Genomic DNA, 20,731 nt, shown 5'->3' with positions numbered 1-20,731 from the left:
AGGTCATCTTAACGGAATTGCAAAGAAGCTGGCGAACGTTTAACTTCCGAAAAGACCCCTATGCACGCAACCGATACCGCCCTCGTCCTCTTCAGCGGCGGACAAGATTCCACCACCTGCCTGGCCTGGGCCCTGCAGCGTTATGCACGCGTCGAGACCATCGGTTTCGACTATGGCCAGCGCCACGCGATCGAGCTCGACGTGCGCCCGACGGTCCTGCAAAAGATGCGCGAACTGTCGCCCGAATGGAATGCGCGCCTGGGCGAGGACCACATGATCGACCTGTCGCTGATCTCGCGCATTTCCGACACGGCACTCACCAGCAATGTCGCCATCGAGATGCAGGCGAACGGCCTGCCGAACACCTTCGTTCCGGGCCGGAATTTATTGTTCATGACGGTGGCGGCGACCGTGGCTTACCGGCGCGGCCTGACCGTGCTGGTGGGCGGCATGTGCGAGACCGATTTCTCGGGTTATCCGGATTGCCGCGACGACACAATGAAAGCGCTGCAGGTGGCGCTCAACCTGGGCATGGCGACGCGCCTGAAGGTGGAGACGCCGCTGATGTGGATCGACAAGAAGCAGACCTGGGAACTGGCCGAACAGGCCGGCGGCCAGGCGCTGGTCGACCTGGTCCGCTTCGAGACGCATACCTGCTACCTGGGCGAGCGCGGCGCGCGCCACGACTGGGGCTACGGTTGCGGCACCTGCCCGGCCTGCGCACTGCGCGCCCGCGGCTATGAACAGTTCGCCGCCGACAAGGCCGCGCGCGGGGAATAAAAACGCGCTGGATCACCGGTAATGCCGTTCAGTTAAGCTTGGAGCGGCCTTTAACGTAGGGTGGGCACTCCGTGCCCACGCGTTACGCACATGGCCGGTAGTCACATGCTTGAATTAATCGCCCGCACAGTATGCGATGGACGCAATCCAGTCGGGACTGACGTTAGCGGGCGAGAAGTTGCAGCCAACGCAGAAAGGATGCGTACGTAACGCGTGGGCACAGCGTGCCCACCCTACGATGCTGCGTGCGGAGAGTAAAAAAGGCGCCGGTGAACGGCGCCTTTTCCATTTCCATTCAAGGGCCAGGATTACACGGCCGCCTCGCGCTGCATGCGGTTCCTGCGCGAGCGGTGCACCAGGTACCAGATCACGGCCAGCGGCAGCAGCAGCGGCAGGAAGAAGGGCACGATCGCGGCCGTCACGGCGAAGGCCGCCACCGCCAGCGCCCCGACCAGGACCACCCCGACGCCGGCGAACACCACCGCCAGCACCGCCCCCACCACGATCGTCACCAGCACGCCGATGATCGTGCCTCCGGCCCCGAACAGCAGCGCCAGCGCGGCGCCCAGCGGACCGTCGACCTCGTCGCCGTCGATGTGGAAGCTGGCGTCGCCAAAGGTGAACAGCAGATCCCACAGCAGCAGCGCGCACAGGATCAGGACGATGTAGGGGACGATCTTTTTCATGATGTTTTCCTCGTGATTCAGGTGGTATGGCCCTACTGTAGGCCCACGTGGCCCACCGGGCCAGCCGCCTGCGACGATCTGCATTTTCGGCGGGCCGGAGCGCGCCCAGGCGCGATAAACGCTGTTCCGGATGAGCATGTCGAAGCTTGTCGGTAGAAAAGGCGGCGCGCAAGCGCGGCCTTGTTGAAAAGCCAGCGGCCGACGCCCGGTCAACTTGTGGAGAAACGGCGGCGCGCGAGCGCGGCCTTTTCGGAGAGGACGGCGGCCGACGTCCGGTCAAATTCCTGAGAAACGGCAGCGCGCAAGCGCGGCCTTTTCGGAGAGGGCGGCGGTCGACGCCCGGTCAACTTTCACATGTCTTTCTGACCTTGCATTGCGCGGCTCGCCACCTATACTGACAGCCTGCTTTTGTTGTAGGAGGGCTCCCATGCATCCTGTCAAACCGACGACGATCTTGCAGCACTACACCGACCATCCGGCCTGGGCGGGTGGTGGACCGAAGGGACCGCCATCGGCACCGCCTACCATACCGCCGATCATCATCAACCCTTTCAATCGCGAAGCGCCGCGGCAGCCCAACATCGACCCGCTGCGCACCCCCTTGCCGCCGCCTGTGCGCCCGCCGCGCCAGCCCGGCATGCGCATATGAGCCGGATATGAGCCACCCCGGCTCGCCAATTGCCGCCCTCTGTACCGGCTTGCGTGATTTCCTCTATGATCTTGCTTTGGGCACGAGCCCGGCAGATGGAAGCAGCAAGCAATGAATGACGATGTGAATGACCTGGAAGCGGGCGACGACGATGCGCCCGTCCAGGAACCGCGCCTGTGGAAAGGCAACGGCTGGACCGCGCGCGTGATCAAGAACGAGGACGACGAAGGCTGGGCGGTCGCCATGTACAAGGATGGCCAGCCGGAGCCGGCGCTGGTCGGCCCCTGGACCATGGGGCGCGACAAGAAGAACCCCAAGCCGCTCGATACGAACGCCTTCAATACCCTGGTCAAGACGGCTTCGGAGGTCATCCGCCGCCACGAGCAGCACCTGCACGCGATGCTGCACAAGAGCACCGTGGTCTCGACCGAACAGGGCGAGCTGAAGGTGACGCTCGACATCGTGCCCGACGACGACGATCCGTATGCGATCCTGGCCGCCATCGACGAGATGGGCGAGCAGGTCGCCCAGGCGCGCGTGGCCGCCACCTTCAAGCTGACCCCGGCCTCGGCCCTGGCCTGGATCGAGAACGACTTCCGCGCGCCGCGTCAGTAAGTCGATGACCGCGGCTGCTCGATGCGCTGCAACAGCGCATCGACCAGGGCGCGCCGGTTGAAGGGATCGTCGGGCAGCACGATGTCGGGTGTCACCAGCGCCGGCGTGCGCGCTCCCGAGGGGCGGTCCAGCACGAAGCGCGGCACCACGATTTCGAGCTTCGTATTCGGCAGCGACCGGACCTGGATGCCGCCGCTCTGGCGGGCACGCGCATAGCCGCGTGCGCCGACCAATTGGCCGAATCCGAAATCCTGCATCACGTTACTGAACAGTACGGCCGACGAGTAGGTCATGCCGCCCACCAGCACGTAGACGCGGCCCCTGAACAGCAGGGGATTGTCCGGCTGCGGCTGTTCCCAGCTCTCGAGCGTCCCGTGCACCACGTCGCCCACCTTTTCCGTCGCGCTGGCGCGGCCCGGGATCACCTTTTTCACATAGGTCGAGGCATGGCGGTAGGGGCGGGTGGCGATGTAGGGCAGCACACCTTCCTTCCACATGTCGTCGTCGCCGCCGCCGTTCTCGCGCACGTCGATCAGGAGGTTCGCGACGCCGGCTGCGCGCATGCGGGCAAAGGCATCCGCCGTGAAGGCATAAAACCTTGCCTTGTCCGGCCAGGTAAATTGGTTGATCGTCAGCAGGGCCGTGTCCTTGCCGAGCAGCTCGAAACGGTACACCTGGTCGAAATCTGCCGCATCGGCGCCGATGAGCCATTCGGGACGCGCCGTACTGGCTGCAAGACTGAACTGCTTGCCGTCCTGCACCAGCGTGTAGGAGGCGGGGGCGCCGAACATTTTCCAATAATAGAATCAGAAGCGGCGCGATAGCACCTCAAGCTGGAACGCGGCCGTGTCGCCATGCACCCGTTGCAGGAGTTCCTGCACGACCTGGTTCGCCGGCACGCCGTTGACCTGCTCGATGCGCTTGCCCGCCAGGCTGCTCGCTTTCCCGCCCAGCTCGGCACGAATGAACAATTGCCCCTCGGGCGAGACCCGCACCTCGTAAGGGAAGAAGGCGCCGCCTGCCGCCAGATGCGCCCCGACCTGCTTGTCCCGCTCCGGCTGCAGCAGGGCCAAGTGGGCATCGGCGAATTGCGGGTTCATCTTCGCCAGCACGCGCCAGGCCGCATCGCGGTCCATCGGTGTCGAGAGCTGTCCCTGCGCCGCATCCAGGGCCATCGCCAGTTGCCTTGGCGCGAACGAGAAGCCCGGATCGGGATGGATCTCGGCGATCGCCTGGCGCATGAACTGCAGGTCCTGCTGGAGTTGCTCGGCCGTCAGCACTGGCTCGGCCGCGTGGACGGTGCCGGCCAGCATGCCGATGACCAGGAGGCGAATTGCTTGTCGCATGGAACCCTCGTGTTATGAAAACGGCCATTGTATAGTTGAGCATATGGCTCGTGCTCACCGTCAAGCTGATTTTCTCTCCGCCGTACAAGTCACCGCTCATCGCTGGCCATCAGGCCGGCTGCGGGAAGATTGATTCTCACAATGAAGTTCGGCTGTTGGATGCGCTGACCGTTGTCTTCTCGCTGCGCCCCGCTGAGGTAAGGTAAAAGGACTATTGATCCAGCGCAACTGCTGCTAATATTTCCCTACTGCATTAATTCACTGGGGAAAACATGGAACGTCTCGACCGGCTGGAAGCGGTCCAGTCGATGCTGCTCGACATCGGGCAGACCTCGACCAGTTGCAGCGATATCAGCGAATTCATCCGCGCGGTGCACCGCGCCCTCGGCCGCATCATGTACGCGGCCAATTTCTATGTGGCGCTGTCGGACCGCGACGAAGGGACGGTGCGCTTCGTGTATTTTGTCGACGAATCCGACGAGGGCCCGGAGCTGAACCAGCCGGTGCGCCTGGCCTCGCCAGACGAGTCGCCCACCGCCTGGGTGATCCTGAACCGCCAGTCGCTGATCATGACGGCCGAGGACTTCCACGCGCGCGAGCGCGATGGCTCGAGCTTCGGCGCCGGCAGCGCGGCCGAGCACTGGATGGGGTGCCCGCTGCTCGACCAGCAGCACCTGCCGCTGGGCGCCATCGTCATCCAGAGCTATACCCCGGAACACACCTACGGCGACGAGGACCAGGCGCTGTTCGCCGTGATCGCGAACCACGTCTCGGTGGCGCTGCAAAGCCTGCAGAGCATGGACCGGCTCGAGCGCGCCGTGCAGGAGCGCACCGCGCGCCTGGCGCACGAGGTGGCCGAGCGCCGCCGCGCCGAGCAGGTGCAGCACGCCCTGTACCAGATCGCCAACCTGTCGGCCGGCGCCCTCGACACCAACGCGCTGATGGCCAGCCTGCACCGCATCATCGGCGAACTGATGGTGGCCGAGAACTTCATGATCGGCCTGTATCACCCCGACACGCGGGAAATCAGCATCCCGTATTTCGTCGACCAGAAGGATGCCGCGCCGCCGCTCGGGCGTTTCCCCTACGGCCAGGGCATGTGCTCCTGGCTGCTGGCCTCGAAACAGCCGCAACTGCACGACGCCGGCAGCTTCGCGCGCCTGGTGGCCAGTGGACAGGTTGCGGGCATCTTCGGCAATGTCGATATCGCGAGCTGGATGGGCGCACCGATGCTGGTGCACGACAAGCCCTACGGCGTGCTGATCGTGCAGAGCTACGACCCGGCGACCGTCTACACCAGGGCCGACCTCGACCTGCTGGCCTTCATCGCCAGCCACGTCGCGGTGGCGATCGCGCGCATGGAGGCCGATCGCAGGATGCGCAAGACCAAGGAGCTGCTGGAGGAGCAGAACGCGGCCCTGAACAGCGCGCTGACCCAGTTGCAGCAGGCCCAGGGCGAACTGGTGCGCAAGGAAAAGCTCGCCTCGCTGGGCGAACTGGTGGCCGGGGTCGCGCACGAGATCAATACCCCGCTGGGCATCTGCGTGACCGCGACCAGCCACCTGGTCGAGGAATTGCGCCTGACGCGCGGGGAACTGGCGGCCGGCGAGATGACGGAAGAGAGCCTGAACAGCTTTTTCGACATCGTCGACCAGTCGCTGCGCATCATGACCACCAACACCCAGCGCGCCGCGGCCCTGGTGCGCTCGTTCAAGCAGGTGGCGGTGGACCAGTCCTCGGGCGACATCCGCAGCTTCAACCTGCGCGCCTACATCAACGAGGTGCTGCTCTCGCTGCAGCCCAAGCTCAAGGGCCGCCCGATCAAGGTCGAGGTCGACTGTCCGCCCGACCTGGTGATGGACAGCTTCCCCGGCGCGGTGTCGCAGATCGTCACCAACATGGTCGTCAATTCTCTTGTGCACGGCTTCGAGCGCGACCAGCCCGGCCATATCGCGATCCGCGCCGCGCTCGAGGGCAATACGGTCGCCTTCAGCTATACGGACGACGGCGCCGGCATGGACAAGGAATCGCTGGATAAACTGTTCGATCCCTTCTTCACCACCAAGCGCGGCAGCGGCGGCAGCGGGCTGGGGGCGCACATCCTGTTCAACCTGGTGACGGGGGCGCTGGGCGGCACCGTGCAGGTAGATAGTGCGCCTGGGCAGGGCTTGCGTTATTCGCTGAGTTTCCCGCGCAGCGTGCGGGTCGAGAAGCTGGCGGCCTGAGGAGCATGTCTGGTGGGTTGCAGGGTGGACGGCTCCACCCGAAGTCGACGCGTGGTCGCGGCAGGCGCGCCGTCCACGCGTTCAGTTCCGGCACGCACCCCCGCAGGGTTTCAAATGAGGCGGATGCAGAAAACTTTCTCCTGACCGAAACGTCGAAGAACAAGGTCATAACGACCGCGTAAAGACCCCCAGCTTGATCCGGATCTTGTTATAGCTGCAAATCTAACTGAAATTTATTTCCGCATCTCGCCGATTCCTGACAACCGCACAGACCGCAATCAACACGCAACGGGTTTCAACTGGTAAGCGGCGTGTCCTCTTTCTTCAAAGTGCGGAGAACAAAGCTCGACTTACTGTGGCGGATGCCAGGAATCATGTACAGCTTCTCGCGCAGTAGACGCTCGTAATCCCTGGTGTCTTTTACCGCGATTCTGATGAAGTAGTCGTAATCTCCTGAAATAAGGAAAGCTTCGAGAACTTCGGGAATCGACTGAAGGGCACTACCAAACGCATTCAGCGTTTCCTGGCTATGGCTGCCAAGCGTTACCTGAACGATCACCGAGTCCTGATAGCCGATCTTCGCAAGATCGACCTTGATCGTATACGCCTGGATCGCGCCGGCATCCATCATGCGCTTTATACGATTCCAGCAAGACGTTGTCGACAGTCCGACCACATTACCGATTTCCTGTAGAGGTGTGCGTGAGTCTGCAAGCAGGATGCGCAATATCGCCAGATCTTGCCGGTCGAATATTTTTCCTGTTTCCGCCCCATTTTCCATAAAATTTTCCGTAAAAGCTTGCATATTCCTGAAATTATGAAGCACTTTCAGGGGCGTCGTCTATACAATTTTCGTATGACTACCTTATTGAATAATCCCGGCGCTCCAGTGCCGGTCGTTCCCTGTGTCACGCTTACCGGAGCACAGGTCTTGCTGTCGATATTGATAGAGGCAGGCGTTGATACTGTGTTCGGTTACCCCGGCGGCGCCGTGCTTCCACTGTATGACGCCTTGTATCGGGAGCCTCGCCTACGCCACGTGCTAGTCAGGCACGAGCAGGCCGCAGTACACGCTGCGGAAGGATATGCCAGGTCGACGGGGCGTTTGGGTGTAGTGTTCGTCACCTCCGGGCCAGGCATTGCGAACACGACATCTGGCCTGCTCGATGCCCTCTGCGATTCGATCCCGGTGCTGTGCATCAGCGGCCAGGTTGCCACCCATCTCATCGGAACGAACGCATTCCAGGAGTGCGACGCGATCGGCATTTCGCGTACGGTCACGAAGTGGAATGCGAAGATCGAAGCCTATGGCGACATTGCGAATACGGTGCGCGAAGCAATCGGCCAGGCGACGCAAGGCAAGCCTGGTCCGGTGCTGGTCGATGTACCGAAAAACATCCAGGCACAGGAATTCGCGCTTCGGCCGGAAGCGCTTTTTGCGCCGGCTCCATCGGTGCGAAGGCGGCACGCGCGCTTGCTGGAGAATACCGATGCCCAGTTCGAAGCGGCGGCCGCTCTGATCGCGGCGTCGCGTAGACCGGTCTTCTATGGTGGCGGAGGCCTGATCAACGCAGGCAACGCAGCCTGTGAAAAGTTCGCTAGCATCGTGCGGAAGAAAGATGCCCCCTGCACGTTGACTCTCATGGGGCTGGGCGCGTTCCCGGCCTCCGATCATCGTTGGTTGGGCATGCTGGGCATGCACGGAACGCTGGAAGCGAACCTGGCTATGAATGCGGCCGATCTGGTTGTCTGTGTCGGCGCACGATTTGATGATCGGGTAACTGGACGATTGGATCAGTTTTGTCCGCATGCAAAAATCATCCACATCGATATCGACCCGGCCTCGATCGGAAAGCTCGTGAAAGCGGATGTTGGGCTCGCCGGAGACTGTCATGTGGTCTTGGCCGAACTTGAGAAGTGGCTCGACGTTTCTAAAGCGGCCCTTGTTCCTACTCAGGAGTGGTGGCGCCGGATCCAGCGTTGGCGCGAGGTCAACTGTCTTGCATTCGCGCGCACCGGACGGAGCATTTCACCACAAATGCTGATGCACACCCTCGCAAAACAGCTCGTCGGCAAAGACGCCATTGTCTCGACCGACGTCGGGCAACATCAGATGTGGGCTGCCCAGTACTTGGGCTTCGACAAGCCGCGACGCTGGCTGACGTCGGGTGGTGCGGGCACGATGGGCTATGGCCTGCCGGCCGCGATCGGCGCGCAGATTGCCCACCCTCAAGCATTAGTCACCTGCATCAGCGGCGATGCTTCCATTCTCATGAACATTCAGGAGCTGGCGACTGCTGTCCAGCACCGTTGCCCGGTCAAGATCGTGCTTTCAAATAACGGCTGCATGGGCATGGTGCGCCAGTGGCAGGAGCTCCATCACGGAGGACGCTACAGCCACAGCTGGTCAGACGCCTTGCCTGATTTCGTGGCACTGGCGCGGGCGTTCGGCTGGCGCGGACGCCGGGTCGTGCATGCACGCGATCTCGAGACCGCACTCGAGGAATGCTTGTCAACCGACGGGCCATTTCTTCTCGATGTGGCGGTCGAGCAGACTGAGAACTGTTTTCCAATGATCCCGGCTGGTCGCGGTCATCATGAGGTCATGCTGTCGAAAGACGAGCTATACGGAGCTGTTGATGACAGCTGACTACTTGAGAAAAATTCTCGCAGCCCGGGTCTATGACGTTGCCGAGGTGACCGCGTTGGAATATGCTCCATCGCTTTCTCTTCACACGGGAAACCGTGTGTATCTCAAACGTGAGGACATGCAGCCCGTCTTCAGCTTTAAGCTGCGGGGTGCCTATAACAAGATGGCACGTCTACAGCCAGTACAGCGGCAGTGCGGAGTCGTCTGCGCCTCAGCAGGGAACCATGCGCAGGGCGTCGCGTTATCGGCCGCACTGTTGCGTTGCCGCGCCACGATTGTCATGCCTGTAACAGCACCCGTCGTCAAGGTCGATGCGGTTAAGCGGCACGGGGGCAATTTTGTCGACATCGTACTGCATGGACGGTCCTATTCAGACGCGGCAAACCACGCCTTCACGCTGGCGTCCGAACGAAAGTTAACGTTCATACATCCTTTCGACGATCCTGACGTCATCTCTGGACAAGGGACGGTTGGAATGGAAATTCTGCATCAGCACCCCGACCCCATCCATGCAATCTTTGTTCCGGTCGGCGGAGGGGGGCTTATCGCCGGCGTTGGTGCGTACGTCAAAGAATGCCGCCCAGACACGAGGATCATCGGCGTCCAGGCAAGTGACTCCAATGCGATGGCACGCAGCTTGAAAGCGAATAAACGGATCACCTTGCCAGAAGTGGGACTTTTTTCCGATGGCACTGCTGTGCAGCTCGTTGGCGAGGAAACCTTTCGTATTGTCCAGAAAGTGGTAGACGAGGTCATCGTGGTGGATACCGATGATATCTGCACAGCGATCGAGGATGTGTTCAAGGATACGCGCGGGATCCTCGAACCATCGGGAGCGTTGGCAGTGGCCGGCATGAAGGCATATGTAAGGGATCAAGAAGCAATCGGAGTGCCCGTTTGCGACAAGGCCCTGATTGCAATCGCCAGCGGCGCAAATATCGACTTTTCGCGTCTGAAATTCGTCTCCGAACGAGCTGGCATGAACAGAGACATGCGCACCACTATCTCAGCAGGTGGTCATTGATGTGCTTCCCGTGCCTTGAAGTCGTCTGTGAGGCGCAACTAAGGAACGCGGCGTGCACGCGATGACAATGAGTATTTGCATCAAAACAAGCTAACATTGATTGCTATGAAAATTTTTTATGACAAAGATTGCGACCTCTCCCTCATCAAAGGCAAGAACGTCGCCATCATCGGCTACGGCTCGCAAGGCCACGCCCACGCGCAGAACCTGAGCGAATCGGGCGTCAACGTCACCGTCGGCCTGCGCCGCGGCGGCGCTTCCTGGAACAAGGTCGAACAGGCCGGCCTGAAGGTCGCCGAGGTCGACGAGGCCGTCAAGAATGCCGACGTCATCATGATCCTGCTGCCGGACGAGAACATCGCCCAGGTCTACAAGGAAAACGTCGAGCCGAACGCGAAGCAGGGCGCAGTCCTCGCCTTTGCCCACGGCTTCAACGTCCACTACGGCCAGGTCGTGCCGCGCGCCGACCTCGACGTCATCATGATCGCGCCGAAGGCCCCGGGCCACACCGTGCGCAATACCTACAAGCAGGGCGGCGGCGTGCCGCACTTGGTCGCGGTCTACCAGGACAAGTCGGGCGCGGCGCGCGACATCGCGCTGTCGTATGCCATGGCCAATGGCGGCGGCCGCGCCGGCATCATCGAGACCAACTTCCGCGAAGAGACCGAGACCGACCTGTTCGGCGAACAGGCCGTGCTGTGCGGCGGCACCGTCGAGCTGATCAAGGCCGGCTTCGAGACCCTGGTGGAAGCCGGCTACGCGCCCGAGATGGCCTACTTCGAGTGCCTGCACGAACTGAAGCTGATCGTCGACCTGATCTACGAAGGCGGCATCGCCAACATGAACTACTCGATCTCGAACAACGCCGAATACGGCGAGTACGTGACCGGTCCGAAGGTCGTCACCTCGGCGACGAAAGAGGCGATGAAGCAGTGCCTGAAGGACATCCAGACCGGCGAGTACGCGAAGAGCTTCATCCTCGAGAACAAGGCCGGCGCCCCGACCCTGATCTCGCGCCGCCGCCTGACCGCCGAGCACCAGATCGAGGAAGTCGGCGCCAAGCTGCGCGCGATGATGCCGTGGATCGCGAAGAACAAGCTGGTGGATCAGTCGAAGAACTAAGCTGGCTTTCGGCGCGCTCTGCAGGGTAGTGACAGTTATCGTGATCTAAGCAATGTCATCGGTTGGTGCGCTTGTCTGCTTGTTCCCATTGATTAGTGACAGCTTTTTCGTTCTGTACAGTGGTGCCGAAGCCGCAGGCAAATCGGTCGCCCGGGTGTAGCAGACTACCTACGATGGCTAAGCTGACGCCTGCTCTCGGTGGGCACCGGGGCGCCACCCTACGTTCGAAGTCGCTGAATCAATCCGGCCATTGCCGGTTGATCTCCACCGCCTTGTCCATGTTCTTGATCAAGAGGTCGACGTAATACGGGTCGAGGTGCTTGCCCGCCACTTCGCGCAGGTAGTCGGTCACCTGTTCGACCGGCCAGGCTTCCTTGTAGCAGCGCTCGTGGCTGAGGGCGTCGAAGACGTCGGCCACGGCGACGATGCGGGCGTAGGGGTGGATATCTTCGCCCTTCAGGCCTTGCGGGTAACCGGTGCCGTCGAACTTCTCGTGGTGCTGGTGGGCGATCACGGCGGCGGCTTTCAGGATCGGGCGGGTCGAGCCGTCCAGGATCTGCAGGCCGACCGTCGGGTGCTGCTTCATGATTTCCCATTCCTCCGGCGTCAGGCGGCCAGGTTTCAGCAGCACGGCGTCGGGGGTAGCGATCTTGCCGACGTCGTGCATCGGCGCGGCGTGCATCAGGGTCGCGGTTTCGTCGTCCGGCATGCCGGAGGCCTGGGCCAGCATGTGGCAGACCTGGGACATGCGGCGCACGTGGTTGCCGGCCTCGTTCGAGCGCGATTCGACCACGTCGCCCAGGCGCAGGATGAGCTCGGCCTGGGTATCGGTGATTTCCTGGTTCAGCAGGATGTTGTCGAAGGCGATCGCCACGCCCGAGCAGAACACCTCGAGCAATTGGGCGTCGATTTCCGAGATTTCCTCGACCCCGTGCAGCACGAGGAGGGAGGCCTTGCCGCTGTTGTTCGGGAAGTAGCCGACGTAGGTGTCGCCGTGCAGCTTGGAGATGCGGTTGTGGCGCGCCTCGTCGAGCTGGGCCAGCAGTTCGGGGCCGATCGCCTCCTTGCCACCATCCTTGTCGAAGTCGCCGATGCGGGCCAGCACCTCGTACTGGCTCTCGCCGGTGATCACGCTGGCGCCCTTCAGGCGCAGCAGCATGCTCTGCTCCAGGCGAAGCAGCGCGACGACCTGTTGCAGCAGGCCGCTGGCGAAGTCCTTCAGGTTGCGTTGCTGGAAGATGTGGCTCGACGCCGCGATCACGCGCTCCAGGCCTTCGCGGTAGCTCTGCTGGACGCGGCGCGCATCCTCGACCTTCATGATGTCGCGGTAGGCGCGCAGCGCCGCGAAGGTCGTGGTAAACAGTTTGGTCCGATCGAGCTCGGTCTTTTCCTTGTAGTCGTTGATGTCGTAGTCGACGATCACGCGTTCTTCCGGCGCCTGGCCCGGCTGACCGGTGCGCAGCACGATGCGGGTGAACTGGTTGTCCAGGTCCTGGCGCATCCAGCGCGCCACTTCCAGGCCGCTGTCTTCGCGCTCCATCACCACGTCGAGGAAAACCAGGGCGATGTTCTCTTCGCGCGCCAGGATTTCCTTGGCCTCCACGCCGCTGTAGGCGTGCAGGAAAGTCAGCGCCCGCCCATCGAGGCGGAACCGGCTCAGCGTCAGCTTGGTGATGTCGTGGATGTCGGGTTCGTCGTCGACGAGGAGAACTTTCCACGGGGCGAGCTTGGGCGCGGCTGCAGACAGAAAAGACATGGCGTTTCCGATACCGTTAAAGGGGCGCTACAAACGAGTCGATGAAATACAACGATGATGAGTGGTATTGCGCCTGATCAATATACAGGCGAATCGATTGTAGTACGCCTTCACTTCCTTAACAACAGGCAATAGAAGCGTTCCGCCGGCAATATGCTTAATGTTGGAGGAAAGACTCATTCATAGCGCTTCTGGCAACGCTCACAGAAGAAACTGCGCCGGTTGGTGCGGCCGAGGTGGGCCTTCTTGAAGGGGATATGGCAGCGCGGGCAGGTCGTCTTGGCGTGGGCCAGCCAGTGCTGCTTGAGCACATATTCCTTTTTCCACGCCAGGAAATCGAAACTGTATTGACGGGCTTCTTCGACCAGGGCGCGCAGCTTGGGGGCCGGCAGCGCGCCCATTGTCGAGAGCGGATGGACGCGGATGCGAAACAGCACCTCGTTCTTGATGATGTTGCCCACGCCCGAGAAGATGTCCTGGTCGAGCAGGGCGTCGCAGGCCAGCATCCCGGGTTGGGCGCGCAGCTTCTTGCGCGCCCGTTTCGGGTCCCAGGCATCCGACATCACGTCGGCGCTCCAGTCGTACTGGCTGTCGAGGTCGGCATCGATCTCGCGGATCGCGCAGGCGTAGAAATTCAGTTCGCCGCCATCGGCCGTGCGCAGGTAAAGCCTGGGCGGCTTGTCGCGCCTTTCGTTCACCCGGTAGGTGCCGAACAGCAGGAAGTGGATGCGCACCACCATGGTCGGTAGTTCGATCAGGAAATGCTTGCCCCAGGTGCGCAGCGAGACGATGGTCTGGCCGACCAGGCGCGCAGGATCGATGGCCCTGACGTTGCCGCCGGCCTCGACGATGGTCTGGCCGACGAAGCCGGTGGTTGCTTCCTTCAAGATGACGAGCGATGGTCCTTCGGGCACGGTTGACCTCCTTGCGGCCATTCTGCCCCTGCCTGTCCGGTCCGGCTGTGCGAGGACTAACAATTCGAAACAGGATTTACCGGCGAGAGACGAGACACCCCGGGCAGACCCCGCCAAACCGGCGTATATTTGAACGGTAAAAAGATTACCCAAGAAAGGAATCGCCATGAAGACTGTGATTCGACACCTGGCTGCTGCCGGGCTGCTGGCGCTGGCCGGCGCCGCGTCCGCCGGCGTGACCGTCAACTACATCGAGCCCGACCGCTTTACGGATGTGCCGTTCACGCCCTGGGAGCGCGAAGAAACGCTGAAGAGCCTGACCGAGCATTTCGCCAAGCTGGGCGCGCAACTGCCGCCGGGGCAGGACCTGCGCATCGACGTCAAGGACGTCGACCTGGCCGGCCGCGAATTCCCGGGCCGTGGCGGGCGCGACCTGCGCGTGGTGCGCAGCAATGGTCCCGACTGGCCGCGTATCGACCTGCACTACACGGTCGAGCAGGACGGTCGCGTGCTGCGCAGCGGCGACGCCCAGCTGCGCGACATGGGTTTCATGGACCGCATGGTGCGTGCCGGCGACAGCGACCCGCTGCGCTTCGAGAAGCGCATGGTCGACGAATGGTTCTACTCGACCATCATGCCGCGCGACCGCGCCGCGCGCCGCTGAGCAGCGCACGCCAACGGTAAAGAAGCGGACGCCGGCTGCCTGGCCCCATCGTGGTCCGGGCAGCCGGCGCTTTTTATTTCCCTTCCCCTTTCGCCGCTTCTTCCTTCCTGCTCACGCGGTGCTCGGCCACGGCCTGCACGTCGCGCACCGTGTAATCGCCCGGCACCGCGAACAGCGCGGCCTCCGGTTCGCCGCGTTTTACATTTTCCAGCCGGTAGACGAATTCGCCGCTGCGCGGGTCGCTGTGTTTGGCGTAGACCGTCATCTGCAGGTCCGGCGCATACCAGCTCTCGTCGGCGACCACGATGGGGGCGCGGTTGCCGATCTCGCCGGCCGGGATCTCGTAGCTGCGCAGCCTGCCCTCGGCCTTGATGCCATCGAATTCGCGGGTGCCGAGCTCGCGGCTGACGGCCTTGGCGGCCCATTTGCCGTCCCCGGCCGCGCCGGCGACCAGCGGTCCGATGCGCGCGGCAAAGGCGCGCGCGTCCGGGCCCGCGTTCGGCCCCGGTTTCGGCAATTCGATCACACGCACCGTCTCGCGCGTACCGCCGGCATCGCGCTCGACGCGGCGCACCACGATCTCGCGTCCGTTCGGCCCCTCGCGCTGCTCGACCTGCGGCAGCCTGCCCTCGCGGCGCAACTGCTCGACGCGCGCCCGCGCCGCCTCCGCCGCACCGCGCGAGGCCTCGGCAGCACTGCGCGCAGCATCGGCCGAAGCGCGGGCGGCCTGGGCGGCTTCGCGCGCGGCGACAGCCTCCGCACGCGCGATGCCGGGACGCGGCAGCCTGGTCGCGGTGCGCGTGCGCGGATTGAGGATCCAGGTGGCGTTGGCGACCGGGTCGTTGATGGTCACGTTGCGCAGCTCGCCCTTGTCGTCGAGGACTTCCAGCCGGGTGCGGCCGGCGCTGTCGCGGTAGCTGGCCGAACGCGTGCGGCGCTCGATCTGGTTGCCGTCGGCCAGTTGCTGGATGCGCTCGGAGACCGCCTGGGCGCTGTAGGGCGCGTTCTTCACCGCCCGGCCGTGGAGGCGCAGTTCATGGAAGCGCATGTCGCCCGCACCCATGTCGTCCACACGCATGTGTTCGTGTTGCACCACGCGCAGGGGCGCATCGGCCTCTTCCTCGGCCAGGGCGGGGGAAAGGAAACCGGCCAGCAGGGCGGCCAGCAGCAGGGGTCTGGTGTTCATGCTTGTCCTCGTCAAGGTGGATCAGTCGTGAATGGAAGTCAGGCGCAGCGCCAGCGGTTCGCCGTCGGCCGCGACCAGCATTTCGGCGCGCACCGCCTCGCCCGCCTGCTCGGGAGCGACCGGCAGGCCGAGCGCGGCGAGCATGGCGCGCGGCACCTCGGCCTCGACCAGGCGCGGCTCGGGCTCCTGCTCGATGCGCTCGACCGAGTCGAGGGCGATGAAGGCGGCGCCGTTCTCCAGGCGCCAGGGCGGCGTGCGCAGGGCCAGTTCGTCGGCGGGGCGGGGCGGCGCCAGCAGGGTGGCCAGCACCACCGCGGTCACGGCTGCGCAGGCGCCCGCCGCGCCCCATTCGGGCAGGCTCAGCTTCGGTAGCAGGCGGCGGTACCAGGGCTGCCGGGGCGGGAACTGTGCGGCGAAGGCCTGCATCAATTCCTTTTCCACGCAGCGCGGCGTATCGATGCCGTTCATCGCGCCGCGCAGCGCGGCCAGGCGGGCGTCGAGTTCGGGGGTGTCGTCGGGTTCCATGCGTGCAGCTTCCATCTCAGGCGGCGCCGGCGTGGGCGCGCAGGTGTTTGGCGAGGGCGGCGCGGCCGCGCGACAGGCGCGAGCGCACGGTGCCGATGTCGACCTGGCAGATCGTGGCGATCTCGAGATAGGACAGGTCGTGCAGTTCGTAGAGGATGAGGACGTCGCGGTAGTGCGGCGCCAGCCGGGCCAGCGCGCGCCGCACTTCCTCGGCGGTTTCGTCGGCCAGCACCCGGCCCAGGGGGCCGGCCGCTTCGCAGGGCGGTTCGGATGCGCCGTCGTCCAGGTCGGGGTCCGGCAGGGGCGACTCGCGCCGGCGCGGCTCCTCGTGCTTGAGGATCAGCAGGCGCGCCACGCCGAACAGGAAATGCTGCAGGCTGCCGCGCAGCGCATCGAAGGCGAAGCGCCCGGTCAGCAGGCCCATGAAGCATTCCTGCACGATGTCGGCGGCAGTGTCGGCCGAGCCGCAACGCAGCAGGGCGAAGCGGTACAGCGGGCCCTGGTGGCGCCGGTACAGCGCCGCGAAGGCGGCGGCGTCTCCGGCGCGCATCCGGCGCAGTAGGTCATCGTCAGGGGTGGCGGGTGTGATGGTCATGGTGTCATCTCTCACCCGTATTCCGCTCGGCAGGCCGGAAAGTTCCAGCTATTTTGTCGCGCTCCCCGGGCGCGGCGTTTTCAGTCGATCCAGTTCACGCGATCGAACTTGTTGCGGAAGTCTTCCGGCATGGCGACCACCTGGCTGGTCTTGTAGTTAAAGAAGACGAAGCCGGACTTGGCCATGGCGACCAGTTTCCTGTCGCGCGGGCGGGTGATGCGGAAGATGATGTCTCCGCCATACTTGTTGAAGTCCATCACGCCGACCTCGAACAGCAGCTGGTCGCGCGCATGTGCCTCGGCGCGGTAGGTCGTGGCCAGGTCGGTGACGATGATGCCGGTGCCGTCGCGCTCGGTTTCGGGGACGCCGAACTCGAACAGGAAACGGGCCCGCGCCTCGGAGATCATCGAGATCATCGAGTCATTGCCGAGGTGGTTGGCGCCGTTGATGTCGGTGACGCGCACCGTCAAGGGCGTGGAATAGTAATACTGGTCTTCGGGGAAATTGAGATGTAAGCGTGCCATCAGGGAATTCTAACCTCATCAGGAGGCGGGAGCCCTCACAATTTTGTAGATGCGGCCATTGCCGCTGACGATGTACAGCTCGCCGGCGCTGTCGCGCCCGAAGGACACGACCCGTCCGGGCGAGGCAATGCCCCAGTCGCGTTGTTCGCCGATGCTGTTGCTGTTGCCGTTGCCGCTGGCCAGGAAGCTCTTCAGGTAGCCGCCGCAGTAGTCGGAATAAAAATAATGCCCGGCCAGTTCGGGAAGCGCGCTGCCGCGGTAGACGAAGCCGCCGGTGATCGAGCAACCGTTGACGTCGTTGTCGCCGTGTTCGTACTCGAAGGCGGGCAGGGTCAGGCCGCTACGGTCGCAGCTTCCCGTGCCGAAGCAGGCCCTGCCTTCCATGATGTCCCAGCCGTAGTTCAGGCCAGCTTCGGACAGTGGCGCGATGTTGACCTCTTCGCGCTCGCCCTGGCCGACGTCGGCAATGTAGAGGCGGTCGGCGTCGAAGGCGAAGCGCCAGGGGTTGCGCAGTCCCGACGCCCAGATTTCCGGCAGCCGCCCGGGCTGGTTCAGGTAGGGGTTGCCGGGCGGGATGCTGTAGGGCTGGCCGGCGCTGGCGCCGCGCACGTCCACGCGCAGCAGCTTGCCCAGGCCCACGGCGAGGTTCTGGGCGTTGCCGAAAGGGTCGCCCGCGCCGCCGCCGTCGCCCGTGCCGACATACAGCAGGCCGTCCGGTCCGAAGGCGGCCAGGCCGCCGAAGTGGTTGATGTACTGGGGATGCGGCAGGCGCAGGATCACCAGGCCCGAGGTGGCGTCGGCCACGTTCGGCAGCGGCGAGGAGCCGAAGCGCTCGACTATGATGTTCTGCTGCAGATCGGTGTAATACACATAGAAATAGCCGTTGCGGTCGAAGTCGGGGTCGAAGGCCATCGACAGCAGGCCGCCTTCGCCCCCGGTGAAGACGCGGCCGCTGATGTCGAGCCAGGGAACGGTCAGCGCCGTGCCGTTCTGCAGCACACGGATGGTGCCGCCGCGCTCGACGACGAACAGGCGCTCGTCATTGGCGGGTGCGGCAACGAAGGTGGGGGCGTCGAAGTCGCCGCCGACCTGGGACAGCGTCAGCCCCAGGGTGCCGGCGCCGTAGGCGACGCTGGCGCTGGCGGTGGCGCCGGCGCTCACGCTCACGCTTTGCGTGGCCGGCGTGGGCGTGTAGGTGGCGGCGCCGACCGTGACATTCGAGGCGGCAACCGTGTAGCTGCCGGGCGCCAGGCCGCTCAGTGTCTGCGAGCTGGTTAAGTCTTGTGTGAAATTGTTGGGACCGGTCACGCGCACCGCCGCATTCGTGCCGGCGGGCAGGGCGGTGATGTTGACTTGCAGGGAGCCGGTGCTGGCGCCGGGACCGGGCGCCGGAACGCTGCCCGGATTGCCGCCACCGCCACCACAGGCGGCCAGCAGGAACAACAGGGGCAGGAGGGACAGCAGGAACTTCCGTGCGCGATCGACCAGCATGACAGGCCCCCACAGGAATGAGCACATCCACGGTGTCATTCTGCCAGCGGACGCGGGTCTGGCGCGCACATTAAGAACCTGTTCCAGTAGGCGGAGGGCGCGCCAGAGAAATTGCCCGCCTGGCTCAGGGCTGCGTGGGGACGGAGGGGGCGCGCTGACGGGTCTTGGCGACCACGCCCGAAGGATTGATCAGGATCACGAATTCGGAAAAGCGCCCACCGCCGGCCGGGGACTGGTAGACCCAGGCCTCGAAGCCGCTGTCGAACACGACGGCCTTGGTCTTGCCGAAGGCCGCGAGCAGTTCGGCCCTGGTGGTGCGGCCGGGTACGACGGAGGCGGCGAGGCGCTCGGCCGCGACCTGGGTGCCCGCCGGAATCGTGCCGGTGGCGCAACCTGCCAGCAGCGCCAGGGCGAGCGCCGGGACCAGGACGAGGGCATGCGGCTTCATCGGCTCTCCTCCACGGCGGGGGCCGCGGCTGCGGGCGGCGCGGCATCGACCATGTACTCGAACTCGACCAGGGTGTCGTCGGGCCAGCTCGTGTCCCAGATCGGCGCGTAATAGGTGCGGTCGAGCAGCACCTGGCAGTCGCAGAAGGGCAGCATCTCGCGCGTCTGGATGCCGCCGGCGTAGAGCATGTCGAAGGGCAGCACTTCGCTGCGTTCGCCGGCGCGCAGGCGCACCGCGAAGATGGGGCGGTCGGCGAAGAACAGGTAATTGCCTTGCGGGCTGTTGCAGACCCCCTCGGGCGTGGTGAGGGCATCCGAGAGCCAGCCGAACAGGGGCGAACTGTTCGAGACCAGTCCGGCCTCGACGCCAACCCGGCATTCCAGGCGCAGGTCGCCCAGGCGGCGCGTGTCGGGCGGCAGGCCCGGGGTCCTGATCAGGGCGCGCCACGTCATGCTGGTGGTCTTGCGGTTGGCGAGCACGGCCGCGTCTTCGCGCAGGGCCTGCTCGTTACGCGGCAGCACGAAGCTGTTGTCGGGCGCCACCGGTACCGGCACCGAGACGGTGTCGCCGGCCACGCGCAAGGTGATGCCCGTCATTTTCACGTCGGGCGTGCGCGGCAGCAGCTGGAAGCGCAGGTTCGCCGCGGGCGCGAAACGGTGCTCGCGCTCGAAGCGTTCCATGCCTCGGATCATCTTGCGGTAGGATTTGTCGACCGGGTCGCGCGTCGAGGTGACGTTCACGGTGGCGACGGGGGTGTCGGCAGGGGTATCGGCACGGGTATCCTGCGCCCTCGCCGCCGTGGTGACGGCGGCGAAGGCGCAGGCGAGCAGGATGCAGCACGCGAGCGGCCGCATGGCGCTTACCAGTAGCGGACGCGGCCGGTGTCCATGTGGACGAATTGCGAGTCCGGGTAGTACCCGACCCCGCCGCCGCGCATGGCCATGGCGGCCTTGCGCAGTTGCGCCAGATCCTTGCCCGGCAGGCGGATGTCGATGGCCTTGCCGTCCATGTGCATGCTGTGCTTGGCCACGCCAGTGCTGTTGGCGCGCAGCTTGGCGTTCGATTCGGGCGAGCGGTAGCCGGAAATCACGTGTACCAGCTGGTTGTTGCCGAACTTCGTGCTGACTTCGTTGAGCAGGACCAGCAATTGCGGATCGATCGGCGCGATCTGGTTATTGCGATGGTCGCGCAGCACCTTGTTGATGTCCTGCAATGCATCCGGAATGAATTGGCCTTCGGCCCAGAACACGCTGCGTACGGTTTCGCCAGTATGGGTGTTGTACAGGCGCAGCGTACGTTCACCGGGCGCGGCCTGGGCAGTCTTGGCCAGGGCGGGCAGGCTGATCGCCGATACGAGTGCAACAGAGCCTTTGAGGAAAGAGCGGCGGTGGTTCATTCAAGATCCTTTGCGCTGGTTCAGATAAGACCGCCATGATAGCCCGATTTCGCTAATTCTGCAGAAAATAGAGCGAAAATGCGATGTGATGGCGTAAGGTTAACAACTTTTAAAGGGGTATTGCATGCAATTGCG

Annotated in this window: 22 protein-coding genes and 1 pseudogene; 9 read left to right on the top strand and 14 right to left on the bottom strand. The window is 64.0% G+C overall.

Translation table 11 applies throughout. The features are described 5' to 3' along the window. Positions 1–60: 60 nt before the first annotated feature. The gene (gene queC, locus ACSUZJ_RS22425; RefSeq protein ID WP_499411825.1) at positions 61–780 is read left to right on the top strand and encodes a 7-cyano-7-deazaguanine synthase QueC; all 720 of its coding nucleotides are present in this window, start codon (positions 61–63) and stop codon (positions 778–780) included. 308 nt (positions 781–1,088) lie between these two features. Here the strand turns inward: queC and ACSUZJ_RS22420 are convergent, their stop codons facing one another. Continuing rightward, positions 1,089–1,466: a hypothetical protein gene (locus tag ACSUZJ_RS22420; RefSeq protein WP_499411824.1), complete on the bottom strand. Its 378-nt coding sequence runs from the start codon at positions 1,464–1,466 to the stop codon at positions 1,089–1,091. Between the two features lie 427 nt (positions 1,467–1,893). On the opposite strand from ACSUZJ_RS22420, the gene ACSUZJ_RS22415 reads away from it, so the two are divergent. Together ACSUZJ_RS22415 and ACSUZJ_RS22410 are read left to right on the top strand one after the other, a co-directional pair. Next, positions 1,894–2,115: a hypothetical protein gene (locus ACSUZJ_RS22415; protein WP_499411823.1), complete on the top strand. Its 222-nt coding sequence runs from the start codon at positions 1,894–1,896 to the stop codon at positions 2,113–2,115. A 111-nt stretch (positions 2,116–2,226) separates the two neighbouring features. Further along, positions 2,227–2,730 (top strand): hypothetical protein, encoded by a 504-nt coding sequence (locus tag ACSUZJ_RS22410; protein ID WP_499411821.1) that lies wholly within the window; start codon positions 2,227–2,229, stop codon positions 2,728–2,730. Here the strand turns inward: ACSUZJ_RS22410 and ACSUZJ_RS22405 are convergent. Continuing rightward, positions 2,724–3,521, bottom strand: a complete 798-nt coding sequence (locus ACSUZJ_RS22405) for a S41 family peptidase (protein ID WP_499411819.1) — start codon at positions 3,519–3,521, stop codon at positions 2,724–2,726. The genes ACSUZJ_RS22410 and ACSUZJ_RS22405 overlap by 7 nt on opposite strands. A 15-nt stretch (positions 3,522–3,536) precedes the next feature. Beyond that, entirely contained in the window at positions 3,537–4,076 is a 540-nt protein-coding gene (locus ACSUZJ_RS22400) for a hypothetical protein (RefSeq protein WP_499411818.1), read from the bottom strand. 50 nt (positions 4,077–4,126) lie between these two features. Between ACSUZJ_RS22400 and ACSUZJ_RS22395 the strand changes: the two genes are divergently transcribed. Next, positions 4,127–4,282 (top strand): hypothetical protein, encoded by a 156-nt coding sequence (locus ACSUZJ_RS22395; protein ID WP_499411816.1) that lies wholly within the window; start codon positions 4,127–4,129, stop codon positions 4,280–4,282. 66 nt (positions 4,283–4,348) lie between these two features. Then, the gene (locus ACSUZJ_RS22390; protein WP_499411814.1) at positions 4,349–6,301 is read left to right on the top strand and encodes a GAF domain-containing sensor histidine kinase; all 1,953 of its coding nucleotides are present in this window, start codon (positions 4,349–4,351) and stop codon (positions 6,299–6,301) included. A gap of 295 nt (positions 6,302–6,596) precedes the next feature. Here the strand turns inward: ACSUZJ_RS22390 and ACSUZJ_RS22385 are convergent, their stop codons facing one another. Next, positions 6,597–7,106: an Lrp/AsnC family transcriptional regulator gene (locus tag ACSUZJ_RS22385; RefSeq protein ID WP_499411813.1), complete on the bottom strand. Its 510-nt coding sequence runs from the start codon at positions 7,104–7,106 to the stop codon at positions 6,597–6,599. 51 nt (positions 7,107–7,157) lie between these two features. On the opposite strand from ACSUZJ_RS22385, the gene ilvB reads away from it, so the two are divergent. The 3 genes and pseudogenes from ilvB to ilvC all read left to right on the top strand — a co-directional run bounded on the left by ilvB (position 7,158) and on the right by ilvC (position 11,097). Then, entirely contained in the window at positions 7,158–8,951 is a 1,794-nt protein-coding gene (gene ilvB, locus ACSUZJ_RS22380; protein ID WP_499411812.1) for a biosynthetic-type acetolactate synthase large subunit, read from the top strand. Continuing rightward, positions 8,941–9,927, top strand: a pseudogene (gene ilvA, locus ACSUZJ_RS22375) (threonine ammonia-lyase, biosynthetic); the annotation flags it as partial. The gene ilvB and the pseudogene ilvA, both read left to right, overlap by 11 nt. Positions 9,928–10,080: 153 nt before the next feature. After that, positions 10,081–11,097, top strand: a complete 1,017-nt coding sequence (gene ilvC / locus ACSUZJ_RS22370; RefSeq protein WP_499411810.1) for a ketol-acid reductoisomerase — start codon at positions 10,081–10,083, stop codon at positions 11,095–11,097. Between the two features lie 238 nt (positions 11,098–11,335). On the opposite strand, the gene ACSUZJ_RS22365 is transcribed toward ilvC, so the two are convergent. Both ACSUZJ_RS22365 and ACSUZJ_RS22360 read right to left on the bottom strand, forming a co-directional pair. Beyond that, on the bottom strand, positions 11,336–12,853 hold the full coding sequence (locus ACSUZJ_RS22365; protein ID WP_499411809.1) for a DUF3369 domain-containing protein: 1,518 nt from the start codon (positions 12,851–12,853) through the stop codon (positions 11,336–11,338). Positions 12,854–13,029: 176 nt separating this feature from the next. Further along, positions 13,030–13,767, bottom strand: a complete 738-nt coding sequence (locus ACSUZJ_RS22360; RefSeq protein ID WP_499411807.1) for a DNA-formamidopyrimidine glycosylase family protein — start codon at positions 13,765–13,767, stop codon at positions 13,030–13,032. 166 nt (positions 13,768–13,933) lie between these two features. Between ACSUZJ_RS22360 and ACSUZJ_RS22355 the strand changes: the two genes are divergently transcribed. Further along, positions 13,934–14,431 (top strand): DUF3016 domain-containing protein, encoded by a 498-nt coding sequence (locus ACSUZJ_RS22355; protein ID WP_499411806.1) that lies wholly within the window; start codon positions 13,934–13,936, stop codon positions 14,429–14,431. Positions 14,432–14,504: 73 nt separating this feature from the next. Here the strand turns inward: ACSUZJ_RS22355 and ACSUZJ_RS22350 are convergent, their stop codons facing one another. The 8 genes from ACSUZJ_RS22350 to mepK all read right to left on the bottom strand — a co-directional run bounded on the left by ACSUZJ_RS22350 (position 14,505) and on the right by mepK (position 20,596). Continuing rightward, entirely contained in the window at positions 14,505–15,617 is a 1,113-nt protein-coding gene (locus tag ACSUZJ_RS22350) for a hypothetical protein (protein ID WP_499411805.1), read from the bottom strand. A 21-nt stretch (positions 15,618–15,638) separates the two neighbouring features. Beyond that, positions 15,639–16,142 carry a hypothetical protein gene (locus tag ACSUZJ_RS22345; RefSeq protein WP_499411804.1) on the bottom strand — a complete coding sequence of 168 codons (504 nt, stop codon included), beginning with the start codon at positions 16,140–16,142 and terminating at the stop codon, positions 15,639–15,641. A 16-nt stretch (positions 16,143–16,158) separates the two neighbouring features. Further along, positions 16,159–16,737 (bottom strand): RNA polymerase sigma factor, encoded by a 579-nt coding sequence (locus tag ACSUZJ_RS22340; RefSeq protein ID WP_499411803.1) that lies wholly within the window; start codon positions 16,735–16,737, stop codon positions 16,159–16,161. Between the two features lie 80 nt (positions 16,738–16,817). Further along, entirely contained in the window at positions 16,818–17,261 is a 444-nt protein-coding gene (locus tag ACSUZJ_RS22335; RefSeq protein WP_499411801.1) for a thioesterase family protein, read from the bottom strand. An 18-nt stretch (positions 17,262–17,279) separates the two neighbouring features. Continuing rightward, entirely contained in the window at positions 17,280–18,752 is a 1,473-nt protein-coding gene (locus tag ACSUZJ_RS22330) for a PQQ-dependent sugar dehydrogenase (protein WP_499411800.1), read from the bottom strand. A gap of 124 nt (positions 18,753–18,876) precedes the next feature. Next, positions 18,877–19,200 (bottom strand): hypothetical protein, encoded by a 324-nt coding sequence (locus ACSUZJ_RS22325; RefSeq protein ID WP_499411799.1) that lies wholly within the window; start codon positions 19,198–19,200, stop codon positions 18,877–18,879. Beyond that, entirely contained in the window at positions 19,197–20,054 is an 858-nt protein-coding gene (locus tag ACSUZJ_RS22320; RefSeq protein ID WP_499411797.1) for a hypothetical protein, read from the bottom strand. The genes ACSUZJ_RS22325 and ACSUZJ_RS22320 overlap by 4 nt, the downstream gene beginning before the upstream one ends. Before the next feature lie 5 nt (positions 20,055–20,059). Then, complete coding sequence (mepK, locus tag ACSUZJ_RS22315) at positions 20,060–20,596, bottom strand: peptidoglycan L,D-endopeptidase MepK (RefSeq protein WP_499411796.1); 537 nt, start codon at positions 20,594–20,596, stop codon at positions 20,060–20,062. Between the last annotated feature and the right edge of the window lie 135 nt (positions 20,597–20,731).

Source organism: Telluria sp. B2 (assembly GCF_051789535.1).
Classification (GTDB): Bacteria; Pseudomonadota; Gammaproteobacteria; order Burkholderiales; family Burkholderiaceae_D; genus Telluria.
Note: the sequence above shows the minus strand (reverse complement) of the source record. Positions and strands in the feature narration are given on the sequence as shown.

What these genes read in the sequence shown, in the direction of transcription:
- ACSUZJ_RS22410 (WP_499411821.1), top strand. Translation starts at nt 2,227, where the DNA reads ATGAATGACGATGTGAATGACCTGGAAGCGGGCGACGACGATGCGCCC.
- ACSUZJ_RS22320 (WP_499411797.1), bottom strand. Translation starts at nt 20,054, where the DNA reads ATGCGGCCGCTCGCGTGCTGCATCCTGCTCGCCTGCGCCTTCGCCGCC.
- ACSUZJ_RS22415 (WP_499411823.1), top strand. Translation starts at nt 1,894, where the DNA reads ATGCATCCTGTCAAACCGACGACGATCTTGCAGCACTACACCGACCAT.
- ACSUZJ_RS22330 (WP_499411800.1), bottom strand. Translation starts at nt 18,752, where the DNA reads ATGCTGGTCGATCGCGCACGGAAGTTCCTGCTGTCCCTCCTGCCCCTG.
- ACSUZJ_RS22420 (WP_499411824.1), bottom strand. Translation starts at nt 1,466, where the DNA reads ATGAAAAAGATCGTCCCCTACATCGTCCTGATCCTGTGCGCGCTGCTG.
- mepK (WP_499411796.1), bottom strand. Translation starts at nt 20,596, where the DNA reads ATGAACCACCGCCGCTCTTTCCTCAAAGGCTCTGTTGCACTCGTATCG.
- ACSUZJ_RS22350 (WP_499411805.1), bottom strand. Translation starts at nt 15,617, where the DNA reads ATGAACACCAGACCCCTGCTGCTGGCCGCCCTGCTGGCCGGTTTCCTT.
- ilvC (WP_499411810.1), top strand. Translation starts at nt 10,081, where the DNA reads ATGAAAATTTTTTATGACAAAGATTGCGACCTCTCCCTCATCAAAGGC.
- ACSUZJ_RS22390 (WP_499411814.1), top strand. Translation starts at nt 4,349, where the DNA reads ATGGAACGTCTCGACCGGCTGGAAGCGGTCCAGTCGATGCTGCTCGAC.
- queC (WP_499411825.1), top strand. Translation starts at nt 61, where the DNA reads ATGCACGCAACCGATACCGCCCTCGTCCTCTTCAGCGGCGGACAAGAT.
- ACSUZJ_RS22335 (WP_499411801.1), bottom strand. Translation starts at nt 17,261, where the DNA reads ATGGCACGCTTACATCTCAATTTCCCCGAAGACCAGTATTACTATTCC.
- ACSUZJ_RS22365 (WP_499411809.1), bottom strand. Translation starts at nt 12,853, where the DNA reads ATGTCTTTTCTGTCTGCAGCCGCGCCCAAGCTCGCCCCGTGGAAAGTT.
- ACSUZJ_RS22325 (WP_499411799.1), bottom strand. Translation starts at nt 19,200, where the DNA reads ATGAAGCCGCATGCCCTCGTCCTGGTCCCGGCGCTCGCCCTGGCGCTG.
- ACSUZJ_RS22405 (WP_499411819.1), bottom strand. Translation starts at nt 3,521, where the DNA reads ATGTTCGGCGCCCCCGCCTCCTACACGCTGGTGCAGGACGGCAAGCAG.
- ACSUZJ_RS22355 (WP_499411806.1), top strand. Translation starts at nt 13,934, where the DNA reads ATGAAGACTGTGATTCGACACCTGGCTGCTGCCGGGCTGCTGGCGCTG.
- ACSUZJ_RS22400 (WP_499411818.1), bottom strand. Translation starts at nt 4,076, where the DNA reads ATGCGACAAGCAATTCGCCTCCTGGTCATCGGCATGCTGGCCGGCACC.
- ACSUZJ_RS22345 (WP_499411804.1), bottom strand. Translation starts at nt 16,142, where the DNA reads ATGGAACCCGACGACACCCCCGAACTCGACGCCCGCCTGGCCGCGCTG.
- ilvB (WP_499411812.1), top strand. Translation starts at nt 7,158, where the DNA reads ATGACTACCTTATTGAATAATCCCGGCGCTCCAGTGCCGGTCGTTCCC.
- ACSUZJ_RS22340 (WP_499411803.1), bottom strand. Translation starts at nt 16,737, where the DNA reads ATGACCATCACACCCGCCACCCCTGACGATGACCTACTGCGCCGGATG.
- ACSUZJ_RS22385 (WP_499411813.1), bottom strand. Translation starts at nt 7,106, where the DNA reads ATGCAAGCTTTTACGGAAAATTTTATGGAAAATGGGGCGGAAACAGGA.